Below are 13508 nucleotides of genomic sequence, written 5' to 3'. Positions count from 1 at the left end.
CGGCATCATCTGCCGCACCACCCACTCCCGATGCTCTATCGAATAACGCGCCACACGGCTCTCACTTCCGCCCACCGACCAAGACTCATCGAATCAACTCACACGACAACTATCCTGACGCGGCGGGCCCCAGAAAAGCAAAAGCCCCGAATTGCATTGCAATTCAGGGCTTTACAGTATGGCGGGAAGATAGGGATTTGAACCCGTTTTAGCGTGTGCCCGTTGCTGCCCATCGTTGCCCAAAGCCAGCAAAATCGCGGCTTTCGCCTCATGCCTTCTGCCCATTGCGGCACTCTGCCGCCCATTGATTTCGACACTTTTTCGACACGCACCCTCGCTGTCCTTGCACCGTCGCAGTGCTTTTGTGTATATCTGTCCAGTAGTAATGAAAGCGCAAAATGTGGAAGTCAAGCGAATACGCTCAGCCGTATAGCCTTCTGTGTAAGTTATTGATTTTTAAGTGCTTGCTATGGATGGTTACACCCTGCAGTGCGGAGTTAGACCGCCGGCTCTACTAATGTGTTAGTGAAGAAGACTATCTAATCACTGTTATGTTTTAAATATAAGGAGTAAAAATTGTCATTTCTAGAATTGGTTGGTCTTGTTTCTGCATTTTCAAGCATCACTGGTGTAACTTTGAATGGTTTAGCGAAAACACCATTTAAAAACGAAGTTTCTGGCTATATCGCAGATCTTGAAACTAGATCTGTTCTATGGGCTGAACTTGATCTTGAAGTAAAGCAAGCAGTGATATCAAGCATGGAAGATATATTGGCAAACTCCAGACAATTACTATCAACCTGCTCTAGTGACCCTGAGCTAAAAAAAGTAATTCAAGCCATCGTCAACGCCACAAAAACAGAAGTTTCAAATATATATAGCTTCGATGACAAAACTAGGCAGGGACAGTACAAAATATTTATGTCTTTGCAAAAATTCAGAACAGAAATGGCTAGGGCACTCTCAACTCTTTGCGCAGCGCTCGGAATTGAACCTTCAAAATCAGAATTGAGGTTACTAATTACCAATATGGCCACAGTTAGGCCAAGAACATAACAAGCGGCTGCACTGGACAAATTTCCGCTGTCACCTTTTGTGCAAAAACCGCACAAAAGCCGCCATCAAAAATTTGCTCGGTGAGCCGGGCGTTATACACTCATGAGGAAATTGCGTGGAAATATGGGAAATTGACAAGCTAATTCTATTCATTGCCTTTGTAATTCCTGGCTTTATTAGCATCAAAGCATATCAACTGCTATTCCCAAGCGTAACAGTGTCAACAAGCGACCAACTGATTGATGCTGTCGCCTATAGCTCAATAAATTACGCACTTCTTATCTTCCCGATACTAGGCGTGGAAAACAGCCTATTAAAAGAAGCCCACCCAGTTCTATATAACATTTTCTATATTTTTGTACTTTTCCTAGCACCTATCATCTGGGTCTTAATATGGAGATTTTTGCGGACGAGAGAGTTTTTCCAGCGCAATGCTCCGCACCCAACAGCTAAGCCTTGGGACTATGTGTTTTTACAGAGAAAACCATACTGGGTAAAAATTCATCTTAAAGACGGAACTATAATTGCCGGGCGCTATGCAGAAAAATCATTTGCCTCCAGTGCTCCTGCCGAAGAGCAAATTTATTTAGAGGAAACCTGGATCATAAATGACAAGGGAGGATTTGAAAGGCCAAAAAACAACACGGCGGGGGTAATTGTACTATCAAGTGAAATTTCACATATAGAGCTAAGAAACTAGGAGCTGTCATGACTGAAGATAAGAAAATTATAATCGAAGGCTACCAGCCAGAAATCATTAAAAAAGGTTATCAGCCTTCAGCGCCTATTAATATTCCAACGGGCGATCCAAAACCTCAAGGTGGCTATCAGCCAACGAGCTCAGGAGATAATCCAAGCAACGTGCCAACCCCACCAGGCGATGAGTGAGCGTATAACAACTGGTTCAAACCGTTCGCTTCGCTCACTGGGACGGGCTAAAGCCCGCCCCTTAACCAAACGTTATTTCATGACATAGATATGATTGCTCGAATCACCGTAGCGTTTATCCTGATTGTGGCTATAGGCGGTATTTATCTAAATTTCACAACGCCTCATACAAAGGAACAATCGTTTGACTCCGGCTTGTGGATTAATCTCAATGGAGAGTCAATGCTGAACGATCCTGGCTGCGTTAGGGGTGGAATGGCTCTATCTCTTATACGAAATGACAGGTTAATTGGCCTTCAAAAAACTGAGGTTTTCGCACTTTTAGGCAGCACTAAAAATCCAACTGACTCCACCGAATTTCGCTATAGTCTCGGTCAATGTCATTGGAATTGGAAACACAGCTCAATGGTAGTGCGCTTCAATACCAGCGACATAGTGACGGATACTTTTATTGAAGCAGAGGATTTTACTAAAAACTAATGTAAATCTGAATTTCTTAGTCGACCTAAGCGCTCCATCAGTCCCTGTTACTTAATTAAGGATTTTTAAAAAAATGAAATCGAAGCCATTTCTAATTATTGGGGCGGTCGGGCTGCTATTTTTATTCTTGGGTGCGAGTTTCATTGTTGGGCTTAAAGTATTGCCGACTTCGGTTGATCCAAGCTGTAGGGCCATCTGTGGTCTAGGCCTGCTATTCTCTACTTCCTTTGGCCCCGAGGTAGGTTCTTATCTCATTGGTCTTATATGGTCAGCGATTGGCATTTCCTTACTTGCTGCGGCTTATCGATTGTCACGATAGACGGAGCTTAATCAATAACTAGTCCCGGTAGTTAAGTCCAACATGCGACTTGCAATTCCGTCGCTCAATGCTCCCTTGTTTTCCTCCGCAGAAATCCTTCAGCTTTCTTTCTTCCTTGATTCCAGTAACTTGCAACTTCTCTTTGGGTTGCTCTTGAATCACAGACTTGGGAATTTCTCTAGAGCTGAGCACATTGTCAGCCCCTCTCGGGGTGTAGTTCTGATCGTTGAACACGGTCTGTTTGACAGCAGGGCTATCTGAGCCAGTGGGTTGCTCAGGTTGCTGCTGAAACATTGCGTCTCGCCTTGCCTGCTCTTCCACGATGCTCTCCCAGTCGTTCCTGGTTGCTGATTCTGCTCGGGTGATCTCGGCAACCGGCTTGGGCTTCGGTTGCTGACTGTTCGCGGCCAGGTTCTTTACGGTGTTCTGCATGAACGCTTGACCGGCCAGAGTCAGAGCGCCAAGGGTAACGACAGTGCCGATTGTTCCTGCCAGTACAACCTTTAGATGGCTACCTTTACTCGGGCGGCTGGTTAGCCATTCTGGGGCGTCGTCTCTGTCAGCTTTCATCCTTGAACTCCTTCCTTACCAGTCCCTTTCTCGCATGCCCATGATGCACTCCTGCACGTCTTCATCGATGACGTTGCCGGGCTTGATGCACTCTTTCATGGTCTTGCGTGTGCCGCGGTTGGCTTCCCGCTCTGCCTTGGCCTGACGCTCGAGGTTACTGCGTGCAGCTCGGCCCATCGGGGTGTCATTGCCCGACAGGCTCTGCATGATGCTTTTGCTGACGTATTCACCTGCCGCGTTTGTGGCGGGTTTGATCGCGTCGATGGCTTTGGACAGAGCTGTCTGATCGTCTGCGTTGGCTGCAAGGCTGACGATGGCCAGTGCCAATATGGCTGCTCTCTTCATTCTTTACCCACCTCCCTTCGGGCATACCAGCGCCTAGCTACTTCCTGGGTGATCGCTATCCCGCGTCTTGATCGGTCAAGTTTCGGTTGGCCTCGTCGTAATCCGGGCTTCTATGTCCGCCCTCTGGCTCAACCCTGCCGCTCACTAGCCAAAGCGCGTACTCAGGAAAGGCATCTGCAAGGATGCCGATTTCCTCTGTACCGATACGAATTTTCTCGCTGCTGATGTTCCGCCAGCGGTCGTAGTTCTTCCCGCCCTTTTCGCTTAGGCGTTTCGGTCCTACAGCCCTAATCAATTGAAGCGCTCTATCTCGAACAGAGTCCATATAGACACAAATCATTGTGCGTAACCTTTACGCAGACATGATGCCGTGTAAATATTACGCAGGAGTAAATTTTACGCAAAGCTCGGCTTTGCCAACAAAGACCAACATAGTGCAACAAAGGCCACTCCGATGGAAGGAATCCCCCTGACGCTGAAAGACCTTGTGAACCCGCCTCCGCTGATGCCATGGCGCGAGTTCGCAAACTGGATTCGCATGAGTGAAGACCACGACACCGTTCGCGGCTGGATGCGCAACGGCTACCTGCCGCACCGCAAGGTGGGGCGCCATGTGATGGTGAATGTCGCGCTGCTCACTCAAAAACTGTTGGAACAGGAGTGGGACGAATGACCGCCACGAACGAAAGCCTCGACCTGTGCAGCGTGAAGACCTTCGCCGAGCTGAGCGGCGTGACGGTCGAAGAGGTCATCAACTGGGTAGACAGCCAGACCATCCCGAGCATGAAGCTGGCCGACTTCCGCATGGTCAACCTTGCCCGCCTCCGGGCCGATCTGGAGAAGGGGAAGACCGTATTCAGTGCGGGGGACTACGCCCATGTCTAAGCCTGCCCTGGTATTCGACCCCATCACCGCTATCGGCTTCATCGGCCAAACCGTGCTGATGGAACTGCGCTGGGACGACGACAACGAAATGCTCTGGCGCTGCTACCACATCGTCGGCGTGGTGCTGCCGGTGCCGGGCGTATTCGAACAAGGCTACTTCCTGATCATGCCGTTCGATGGCGGCGAAGACCTGCCGCTAGAAGTCTACTTCGACAGCATCAACACCATCCGTTGCATCAAAGATCGCCACTCCGTAGGCAAGGTGCTGGGCTGCCTGCCGCTGCCGCACCTGTTCCAGGGCCAAACCAAGGAAGGAGAACGCCGCCATGCGTAAGCCGCGTATCCAGCTCGATGCTGCTACTGCTCTGAGCTATGTCGGCAAGACCGTACTGGTCGAAACCGCCTGGGACGCTGAGCCGGAATCCTTCTGGCAATGCATCCAGATTGTCGGCGTGCTGATACCTACGCCGGATATGCAAGGTGCGCCGTGCTTCCTGGGTGTTGAGCTCAGCTCCAGCACGCGCAACCCGAACGAGTTCTACTTCGACGATATCTGCTCTATCAGGGCGATGCGGCACCGCGACCGGCACGGTTCCGGCAACGTACTGGACCGTATGACCCTGACCCATTCCACCGATGTAACCGGGTCAGGGGCCGCGCTCCCGGCTCGTCGGAACAGCTTCACCGTTCCGGCGAACGGAAGCACGGGCGCAGCGAACCCTTGACCCCACGCCATGAAAACAAGCCTGACCACGGGAGAGTGGGGCAGCTTCACCGCCCCGCGCTCCCGAGCCCTCGGCGGCAAGAGTGGGATGACAAGGGCAAAGCCCTTGGTGTTGATCCAGCCCCGCCCGCTGCACTTCGCTGACTGCCTGCACCTCGTGTTCCTGGCGCTGCTGAGCGCCTTCCTCTGGTACGCCAGCCTCCCGCCCTTTGAACGTCCCCAGGTGCCTTCCTACATCCAGGAACAGAACTGCCTGATCGAACCAGACCCATTCAAGGAGCTTGAACGATGGATGAAGCAAGAGCGGTGCAAGCCCCTGACGTAGCCGTGTGTGTCTCGGCGCAGCCGAGACGGGTTCGGCTGCGTCGGGGGCGCCGCACGCCGCGAGCTGACACCAGCGCCGAGTCAGCGTAGCGCAACCGGCGCCGGTGCCACGCGGCGCGCCCGCCGCCTGACGCCCCTGTAACACGTCAGATAAACGAAGAATGAAGTGGCAAGTAATGGCCAATAAGGAAACCCAGCAATGAGCATCAAAGACTTTGCCCGTCTCGACCTCAATGGATCGAATAGCTCCGAAGGCCGGATTTTCGTTGATCCTGGTACTGCTCAGATCGTCGATCTATGCCGGGTTCGCCTACTGCGCTGCGGCGTCGATACCGTCCGCCAGCTCTATCGCGGCCTGCTCCGGCCGGAGCTGCTGTGCCTGTTCGACAAACCCGGCACCATCGTCGACTTCGCTGGAGAGCGCTGGCATGCAGGCCGTGTGAGCAAGGATTCGGGCTACCAGTACAAGCTGCAGAACGCCGACCTGGGCTTTGTGCTGCTGCTCAAGAACTACAACGCCAAAGTCGAGAACATCGGCCCGCACCTGAAAATCGAAGTGTCACCCCACGCCATCGACAGCCTGTCGCCTGAGCGCCTGCAGGCCCGCATGGATTTCTACGCCGAGCAGATCCTTACCAACATCGAACGCAACCAATGCGCGGTCCATCTCGCCCTGGATGTTCAAGGCTGGCAACCGCCTTCCGATCTGGTCGCCCGCATGCACTGCCGCGCACGCGCTGCCCGTGACATTTCCGGCATCAAGGAAATCACCTGGGAGACCAAAAGCAGCGTCTACGGCCGCGGCGAGACCTACATGTTCGGCTCTGCCGGTGGCGTCCAACTGGCGATCTACAACAAAACCGAACAGGCCAAGGCCACCGACAAGCTCGACTACTGGGAAGGCGTCTGGCGGCGTCGCGATAGCTTCGACGAAGGCGACCCGGACAACTACAACCCGAACCAGACCGTTTGGCGCGTAGAGCTGCGTTATCACCACTCGATCATCCAACAGTTCGCCAGTGGCTCCGTCGATCTGCAGACCGGCCAGACCATCGAAACCAACAGCTACGCTGCCTTCGCTCCACACCTCGATGGCTTGTGGCGCTATGGCCTGCGCCAGTTCAAGCTGCTTGCCCGTCCTGGCTACTTCGAACCGATCTGGACGTTGATCCGTGACGACGTGCGCGTGGATCTGCCGGTGGATTCCCTGCTGGATGACACTGAATACAGGCGCAGCTACAAAACGTCTCGGGGCTTCTCTGGCAAGAACGTGGAACTGTTCCTGGGAAACTTCGTAAGCCTGCTGGCACGGGAGCGAGTGGGCGCTAGAAGGGGATTTCACCGGCTCAAGGATTGGGAGTGCTGGCCGGTGATCCGCGACCACTATGCCGCCAAAGGCATGGATGAAGATGCACTCTACAAACATATCAAAGGCATCCTAGAGGAACGACACGTGCGGTGGGGCAGGGCGGTCTGATGGCTATCGAGCAACTGCCTGACGGACGCTGGAAGGTCGATGTAGAGCCCATCAAGGGCAAACGCTTTCGCAAGACCTTCAAGACCAAGGGCGAAGCCCAGCGCTTCGAAGCAACCTGCAGGGCCAAGGTCATCAATGCGCCGGAGTGGGCACCCAAGCCAAAGGATCGTCGCAAGCTCTCTGAGTTGATCGACCGTTGGGCAACACTGCATGCCCACACCCTGAGCGATGGTGAGGCAAGGCGTCGTCTGCTGGATACCATGGCCAAAGAGCTGGGCGACCCGGTGGCCATCAAGATGACCGGCAACGAGTACGCCGAGTATCGAACCCAGGCGATCAAAGCCGGTGCCAACCCCAAGACCTTGAACAACCGCCTGGGCTACCTGCGCTCAGTCTTCAACGTGCTGCACCAGCTAGGTGAAATCGACTACGCCAATCCGCTGGCTCGCGTCCGTCCTCTGCGTCTGCAGGAAAAGGAACTGGCCTACCTGACCGATAGCCAGATAGAGACGCTGTTCGCCACCATTCACCGTTATTGCCGGACGCCCCACGTCGCCATGGTCGCCGCCATATGTTTGGCCACGGGTGCCCGTTGGGGTGAAGCTCAGGCCCTGACGCCCGACCGGGTACGCAACCAGTTGGTTACCTTCGTGAACACCAAAGGCAAGCGAGTTCGCTCGATCCCCATTGCCCTGGAGCTGGAACAGCAGATACACCGGCACTTCAAGCAGCACGGCCAGTTCAGTAACTGCCTGAACAGCTTCGACAAGGCCCTAGGTGAGTCCCGTTTGCCGGTGCCTGCTGGCCAGTCCTCACACGTGCTACGGCACACCTTCGCCAGCCATTTCGTCATGAACGGCGGCAACATTCTGACCCTGCAGAAAATCCTGGGTCATACCACCTTGGCCATGACCATGCGCTACGCGCACCTTGCACCTGATCACCTGCAGGACGCCGTCAAGCTTGGCCCTGCTAGCGATCACCAGCGCTTTCTCGGCATCATCGCTCCAGCCACTTCCGATGGCATGTGCTTTCCAATTACGTGAGCATTGCCTAGCATATGTACAACGTATATACGTTGTAATTACGAATTGACTGATAGGTGACCCACCATGGCCAAAGAAGCCGTTTTCAACCTGAAGCTTGAACCCGAACTGAGGGAAGGCTTCATGGCAGCTGCTCAAGCCGCACACCGGCCGGCTTCCCAGGTCATGCGTGATTTGATGCGCGACTTCATTCGCCAGCAAGAACAGGCCAAAGAGCATGATGAGTTCTTGCAACGTAAGGTCGCCGCTGCCAGGGCATCCGTAGAGGCCGGTCGTGGTCGATCCAATGACGATGTTGAGGCTGAATTTGCCGCTCGCCGTGCTAAGGCTCTGGGCCACTGATGCAGGTAATTTGGACACCCGAGGCCCTGCAGGATCGTCTGGATATCTGGGAATACATTGCCGCCGACAATCCCACCGCTGCCGTGCATATGGACGAGCTATTCAGCGCTGCTGCAGCCTCACTGGCTGACTTTCCCGACAAGGGCAGGCTGGGAACGGTCGTCGGTACTCGCGAACTGATCCCCCACGAAAACTACCGCCTTGTCTATCAGACTGAGCGTGACGCCGTCTGGATTCTCGCCTTGGTGCACGTCGCCAGGATGTGGCCGCCGATCCAGAGCTAGCAGCAGTCTCAACCCGCTTTCGACACTTCTTCGACACCTTGCATGCCGCAGATAGCAAAAACCCCCGAAACTCTAGGAATTTCAGGGGCTTAGGCTTGAGATGTGGCGGGAAGATAGGGATTTGAACCCTAGGTACCCTTGCGGATACAACGGATTTCGAATCCGTCCCGTTCGACCACTCCGGCATCTTCCCAAGCGGCGCGCATGATAACAGCTGATTTCGTTTTGGCGAAGCTAATTTTTCAAGTTTTCTTGTGCTATCAGTTGCTTGGGCATGCAGGTGGGGCCGGGCACGTATAGGGCTGGCGGGACTTGGCAGGAGCCAACCTGGCGGGGTAAGGCAAGATCTGTGAAAGGAGATGTGTATTTTGGGGTTGGCACGGTGCCACTGTCTGGACTACTCTCCGGTCACCGGGCTAACGAAGTGTCCAACAGGCAGGATGCCGACCCCATGCACTTCGTTAGCTCGGTTTTTTCATTCTGTGTCCGCCGTCCGTGCTGGACATGCCTGCCAAGCCCCTCTGCCAGGCTGTGTAAAAGCTGGCCATTACGTTTCACACGGTCTGTTGCCGGGGGCTTTGTCGTTTCTGTGAGGTCAACGTGCGACGCTGACACCCTCCAGGCTGGCGAAGGAGGTGTCTTTGGCAGTAAGCAGAAAATCACGCATGAAGGGGGCGTCGAGCATGTCGGTACGCACTGCTGCATAGAGCGTGGCGAACAGCCCTTTTTCGCCCAGGCGTTTGGCACGTACATAGTTGCGCGAGCTGTATTCGTGCAGAGCCCAGTTGGGCAGACCGCATACGCCCCGGCCGCTGGCCACCAGTTGCATCATCATTACCGTCAGTTCGGATGTGCGAACCTGGGCTGGTTCTACGTCGGCTGGCTCAAGGAAACGGGTAAATATGTCCAGCCGATCGCGCTCCACCGGGTAGGTGATGAGTGTTTCGCTGGCCAGATCCTGCGGCAGGATGTACGGCCTGCTGGCCAGGCGATGCTGGTTGGCGACTGCCAGCATGGCTTCGTAGGTGAACAGAGGTACGTAGGTAATTCCGCTGAGGTCGACCGGATCCGAGGTTACCACCAGGTCGAGGTCGCCGCGCGCCAGGGCCGGCAGCGGTGCGAAGGAAAAACCGGAGGCCAGATCCAGCTCCACTTCCGGCCAGGCATCGCGGAACTGGTCGATGGTGGGCATCAGCCACTGGAAGCAGCTGTGACATTCAATGGCCATGTGCAGGCGACCTGCGGTGCCGCCAGCCAGGCGCGCCAGGTCGCGCTCGGCGCTGCGCAGCAGGGGCAGGGTGGCATCGGCCAGTTGAAGTAGGCGCAAGCCGGCGCTGGTGAAGCGTACCGGCTTGGTTTTGCGCACGAACAACTGCAGGCCCAAGCGTTCTTCCAGTTCCTTGAACTGGTGCGAGAGTGCCGACTGGGTTAGATGCAGTCGTTCAGCAGCCTCTACCAGACTGTCGGTTTCACGCAGGGCGTGAAGGGTCTTCAGGTGACGTAGTTCAAGCATGCAGCAGACTCACGACTAGGTGCATGACGCGCTTCCATGTCTCGGGATAACGGAGAAGTGCCATCACCCTACATGAGAAATTCTATATATCAAAACAAATATCTTGAGTTTGTCTCATTCAATTGCTCTGCGGAGAATGGCGCCATCTCGAATCGATATGGAGCGTTACGACATGGCACTGTCCCACTCACTCGGTTTCCCTCGCATTGGGCGCGACCGCGAACTGAAAAAGGCTCTTGAAGCCCATTGGAAAGGCGAGCTAGATGAGGCCGGGCTGCGCGCTGTCGGCAGGCAGTTGCGTGCCGAGCACTGGCGCCTGCAGCAGGAGGCCGGCATTGATCTGCTGCCAGTGGGCGATTTTGCCTGGTATGACCAAGTATTAGGACACTCGCTGGCATTTGGTGTAATTCCCGAGCGTTTCCGCCCAGCCGATGGCAAGCCGACCCTGGGCACGCTGTTCGCCATGGCGCGCGGTGTCAGCCAGGAGGGCTGTGGCGGAGCTCATGCGCAGGAGCTGACCAAGTGGTTCGATACCAACTATCACTATCTGGTGCCCGAATTTACCCCGGACCAGCAGTTTGCCCTGAGCTGGGAGCAGTTGTTCGAGGAGGTTGACGAGGCCCATGCGCTGGGGCATCAGGTCAAGCCTGTGCTGATTGGTCCACTGAGCTACCTGTGGCTGGGCAAGATTAAGGGGGCAGCGGCCCGCGAAGATGGTAGCGACAAGCTGGAACTGCTGGAGCGACTGCTTCCTGTGTATGGCGAGATTCTTCGCCGCCTGGCGGTGCAGGGCGTGGAATGGGTGCAGATAGATGAGCCTATTCTGGTGCTGGATTTGCCGCAGGACTGGAAGAATGCTTTTGAGCGTGCCTACAACCTGATCCAGCGCGAGCCCTGCAAAAAGTTGATTGCTACCTACTTTGGCGGGCTGGAGGACAACCTTGGGCTGGCGGCCAACCTGCCGGTGGATGGTCTGCATATCGATCTGGTACGAGCCCCCGAGCAATATCCGACCATTCTTGATCGGCTGCCGGCCTACAAGGTGCTGTCACTGGGTGTGATTAATGGGCGCAATGTCTGGCGCTGTGATCTGGAGAAGGCGCTGGAAGTGTTGCGGCATGCTCATGAGCGTCTGGGGGAGCGGCTGTGGGTGGCACCGTCCTGCTCGCTGTTGCACTGCCCGGTGGATCTGCTTCGCGAGGATCGACTGGACGAAGAACTGAAAGGTTGGCTGGCCTTTGCCGTGCAGAAGTGTGAGGAGGTGGCGCTGCTCGGGCGTGCGCTGGTAACGCCAGATGCTGCTGAAGTGCAGGCGGCTCTGGTGCAGAGTCGTGCGCTGCAGTCGGCACGGGCTGTCTCTCCGCGTATTCATAAGCCTCAGGTGCAGGCACGGCTGGCAGCGATCCTGCCGCAGCATAGCCAGCGTAATTCGTCTTTTGCCGAGAGAATTGCACAGCAGCGCGAGCGTCTTCAGCTACCACTGCTGCCGACTACTACCATTGGTTCCTTTCCGCAGACCTCGGCCATTCGTCTGGCACGCCAGGCATTCCGCCAGGGCAAGCTGAGCGCAGCGGAGTATACCGAGGCCATGCACAGCGAGATCCGTCATGCGGTGGAGGTACAGGAGCGTCTTGGGCTGGATGTGTTGGTACATGGCGAGGCCGAGCGCAACGACATGGTGGAGTACTTTGCCGAGCAGCTGGACGGTTACATCTTTACCCGCTATGGCTGGGTTCAGAGCTACGGCTCACGGTGTGTCAAACCAGCCGTTATCTTCGGTGACATCAGCCGTCCGCAGTCCATGACAGTGCGCTGGATCCAGTACGCCCAGGGGCTAACCGACAAGGTGATGAAGGGTATGCTGACCGGGCCGGTGACCATGCTGATGTGGTCGTTCCCGCGTGAAGATGTATCGCGGGAGGTACAGGCGCGCCAACTGGCTTTGGCTATTCGGGACGAGGTGGCAGATCTGGAGGCCGCCGGTATTCGCATTATTCAGATCGACGAGGCGGCCTTCCGTGAAGGCTTGCCGTTGCGCCGGGCTCAATGGCAGTCGTATCTGGACTGGGCTACCGAAGCCTTCCGTCTGGCGGCCAGTGCGGTGCGTGATGACACCCAGATCCATACGCACATGTGCTACAGCGAGTTCAACGATGTCATCGAGTCCATCGCAGCCATGGATGCCGATGTCATAACTATCGAGACTTCGCGTTCGGACATGGAGCTGCTGGCGGCATTCGAGCGCTTTGCCTATCCCAACGAGATTGGCCCGGGTGTATACGACATTCACTCTCCGCGTGTGCCCGATACAGCCGAGATGGTAAAGTTGTTGCGCAAGGCAGCGCAGCGGATTCCCGTCGAGCGCTTGTGGGTCAATCCGGACTGCGGTCTGAAGACGCGTGGCTGGCCGGAGACTGAAGCAGCTCTGGTAAACATGGTGTCGGCCGCCCGGCAGCTACGCGTCGAGCTGGGCTGATATCTGGCGGGCCGTGCGCGCAAGCGTACGGCCCGGGTTGTCTTGGGTTCCCGACGAAAAGCGTCTACGGTCGGTGATGTTTCGTTTGACGACTTTTCATACAAGAACTTTGTCTTATCGGCCATACGGCCTTTTGACCGTTCATTTGACTTTTACACAGCCGGTCTCGTCGAAGCTGACCTGGCGGCTGGCACCTCCCTTGCGCTTTGCCTGGTAGTGGTAACGCTGCACACCATTGCTGACGGTCACCTTGTCCGGCTTGCCGAGGCTGCTTTCCACATCGGTCCGGCTCATGCCGCGGCGGATTTCCCGGCGAATGATCGCTTGACGTCGCTCGCTTCGGCTGAGCAGGTTGCCGCAGGCAACATCCAGCTGGCCGACGACTACCAGTTCAGTGCTTTTCCTTCGTTCTCTGGCGCTCTGACGCTTCGCTGCGGATGGTTGAGTGCTGCCAGGCGGTGGGTTGTGCGCTCGCTGCTGGTATTGTTGCTCGGCATCGCTGCAGCCGTGCTGGGTAAAGGTGACGTGCCCGCTGGCATCGGTGCAGCGGAACACAGTGTCGGCCTGGCTCTGCAGATCGGGGTAAAGCAGGATGGTAGCGCATAGCGCTGCAAGGTGCATTCCTCGCACGGGGTGTCCTCCCTGAGCTGTCGTTGAAAGTCTAGTCGGTTTTTTGCTGGCGGCGTGTCCTGATGCCGGCCTGCGACGTCGCATGGCAAGGTTTCAATCGTGATTGAAGTTCACGGCGCAAGCAGTTGTTCTTGCCGTGTTTTTGTCAC

Annotated in this window: 18 protein-coding genes and 1 tRNA gene; 14 read left to right on the top strand and 5 right to left on the bottom strand. The window is 55.7% G+C overall.

The window, feature by feature from the left end; all coding sequences use genetic code 11:
- The first annotated feature begins 576 nt into the window (after window positions 1-576).
- The 4 genes from NCCP436_RS08260 to NCCP436_RS08245 all read left to right on the top strand — a co-directional run bounded on the left by NCCP436_RS08260 (window position 577) and on the right by NCCP436_RS08245 (window position 2424).
- Window positions 577-1056, top strand: a complete 480-nt coding sequence (locus tag NCCP436_RS08260; RefSeq protein WP_220803505.1) for a hypothetical protein — start codon at window positions 577-579, stop codon at window positions 1054-1056.
- Between the two features lie 115 nt (window positions 1057-1171).
- Window positions 1172-1756 (top strand): DUF6338 family protein, encoded by a 585-nt coding sequence (locus NCCP436_RS08255; RefSeq protein WP_220803504.1) that lies wholly within the window; start codon window positions 1172-1174, stop codon window positions 1754-1756.
- 8 nt (window positions 1757-1764) lie between these two features.
- Complete coding sequence (locus NCCP436_RS08250; protein WP_220803503.1) at window positions 1765-1944, top strand: hypothetical protein; 180 nt, start codon at window positions 1765-1767, stop codon at window positions 1942-1944.
- Window positions 1945-2034: 90 nt separating this feature from the next.
- On the top strand, window positions 2035-2424 hold the full coding sequence (locus NCCP436_RS08245) for a hypothetical protein (protein ID WP_220803502.1): 390 nt from the start codon (window positions 2035-2037) through the stop codon (window positions 2422-2424).
- Between the two features lie 337 nt (window positions 2425-2761).
- Here the strand turns inward: NCCP436_RS08245 and NCCP436_RS08240 are convergent, their stop codons facing one another.
- Entirely contained in the window at window positions 2762-3313 is a 552-nt protein-coding gene (locus NCCP436_RS08240; RefSeq protein ID WP_220803501.1) for a hypothetical protein, read from the bottom strand.
- Between the two features lie 15 nt (window positions 3314-3328).
- The gene (locus tag NCCP436_RS08235) at window positions 3329-3658 is read right to left on the bottom strand and encodes a hypothetical protein (RefSeq protein ID WP_220803500.1); all 330 of its coding nucleotides are present in this window, start codon (window positions 3656-3658) and stop codon (window positions 3329-3331) included.
- A gap of 454 nt (window positions 3659-4112) precedes the next feature.
- On the opposite strand from NCCP436_RS08235, the gene NCCP436_RS08230 reads away from it, so the two are divergent.
- From NCCP436_RS08230 to NCCP436_RS08190, 9 genes are all read left to right on the top strand, one after another.
- Window positions 4113-4331, top strand: coding sequence for a helix-turn-helix domain-containing protein (locus NCCP436_RS08230; RefSeq protein WP_220803499.1), 219 nt, complete (start codon window positions 4113-4115; stop codon window positions 4329-4331).
- Window positions 4328-4543 (top strand): hypothetical protein, encoded by a 216-nt coding sequence (locus NCCP436_RS08225; protein WP_220803498.1) that lies wholly within the window; start codon window positions 4328-4330, stop codon window positions 4541-4543. Before NCCP436_RS08230 ends, NCCP436_RS08225 begins: the two co-directional genes overlap by 4 nt.
- Complete coding sequence (locus NCCP436_RS08220; RefSeq protein ID WP_220803497.1) at window positions 4536-4877, top strand: hypothetical protein; 342 nt, start codon at window positions 4536-4538, stop codon at window positions 4875-4877. Before NCCP436_RS08225 ends, NCCP436_RS08220 begins: the two co-directional genes overlap by 8 nt.
- On the top strand, window positions 4870-5268 hold the full coding sequence (locus NCCP436_RS08215; RefSeq protein WP_220803496.1) for a hypothetical protein: 399 nt from the start codon (window positions 4870-4872) through the stop codon (window positions 5266-5268). The genes NCCP436_RS08220 and NCCP436_RS08215 overlap by 8 nt, the downstream gene beginning before the upstream one ends.
- 9 nt (window positions 5269-5277) lie before the next feature.
- Window positions 5278-5592 (top strand): hypothetical protein, encoded by a 315-nt coding sequence (locus NCCP436_RS08210; RefSeq protein WP_220803495.1) that lies wholly within the window; start codon window positions 5278-5280, stop codon window positions 5590-5592.
- 198 nt (window positions 5593-5790) lie between these two features.
- Window positions 5791-7068 carry a hypothetical protein gene (locus NCCP436_RS08205; protein WP_220803494.1) on the top strand — a complete coding sequence of 426 codons (1278 nt, stop codon included), beginning with the start codon at window positions 5791-5793 and terminating at the stop codon, window positions 7066-7068.
- Window positions 7068-8114 (top strand): tyrosine-type recombinase/integrase, encoded by a 1047-nt coding sequence (locus NCCP436_RS08200; RefSeq protein WP_220803493.1) that lies wholly within the window; start codon window positions 7068-7070, stop codon window positions 8112-8114. The genes NCCP436_RS08205 and NCCP436_RS08200 overlap by 1 nt, the downstream gene beginning before the upstream one ends.
- Window positions 8115-8180: 66 nt before the next feature.
- On the top strand, window positions 8181-8456 hold the full coding sequence (locus tag NCCP436_RS08195) for an antitoxin of toxin-antitoxin stability system (protein ID WP_220803492.1): 276 nt from the start codon (window positions 8181-8183) through the stop codon (window positions 8454-8456).
- Window positions 8456-8740, top strand: a complete 285-nt coding sequence (locus NCCP436_RS08190) for a type II toxin-antitoxin system RelE/ParE family toxin (RefSeq protein ID WP_220803491.1) — start codon at window positions 8456-8458, stop codon at window positions 8738-8740. The genes NCCP436_RS08195 and NCCP436_RS08190 overlap by 1 nt, the downstream gene beginning before the upstream one ends.
- A gap of 103 nt (window positions 8741-8843) precedes the next feature.
- Here NCCP436_RS08190 and NCCP436_RS08185 read toward each other — a convergent pair.
- Together NCCP436_RS08185 and metR are read right to left on the bottom strand one after the other, a co-directional pair.
- Window positions 8844-8933: transfer RNA gene (locus NCCP436_RS08185), tRNA-Ser, on the bottom strand.
- Between the two features lie 402 nt (window positions 8934-9335).
- The gene (gene metR / locus NCCP436_RS08180) at window positions 9336-10253 is read right to left on the bottom strand and encodes a transcriptional regulator MetR (protein ID WP_220803490.1); all 918 of its coding nucleotides are present in this window, start codon (window positions 10251-10253) and stop codon (window positions 9336-9338) included.
- Between the two features lie 172 nt (window positions 10254-10425).
- Between metR and metE the strand changes: the two genes are divergently transcribed.
- A complete protein-coding gene (gene metE / locus NCCP436_RS08175) occupies window positions 10426-12729 on the top strand; it encodes a 5-methyltetrahydropteroyltriglutamate--homocysteine S-methyltransferase (RefSeq protein ID WP_220803489.1) in 2304 nt (767 codons plus the stop codon).
- 141 nt (window positions 12730-12870) lie between these two features.
- Here the strand turns inward: metE and NCCP436_RS08170 are convergent, their stop codons facing one another.
- On the bottom strand, window positions 12871-13350 hold the full coding sequence (locus tag NCCP436_RS08170) for a DUF4124 domain-containing protein (RefSeq protein ID WP_220803512.1): 480 nt from the start codon (window positions 13348-13350) through the stop codon (window positions 12871-12873).
- Window positions 13351-13508 lie beyond the last annotated feature (158 nt).

Source organism: Pseudomonas sp. NCCP-436, from assembly GCF_019656335.1.
GTDB lineage: Bacteria > Pseudomonadota > Gammaproteobacteria > Pseudomonadales > Pseudomonadaceae > Aquipseudomonas.
This window is presented reverse-complemented; position numbering and strand designations above follow the sequence as displayed.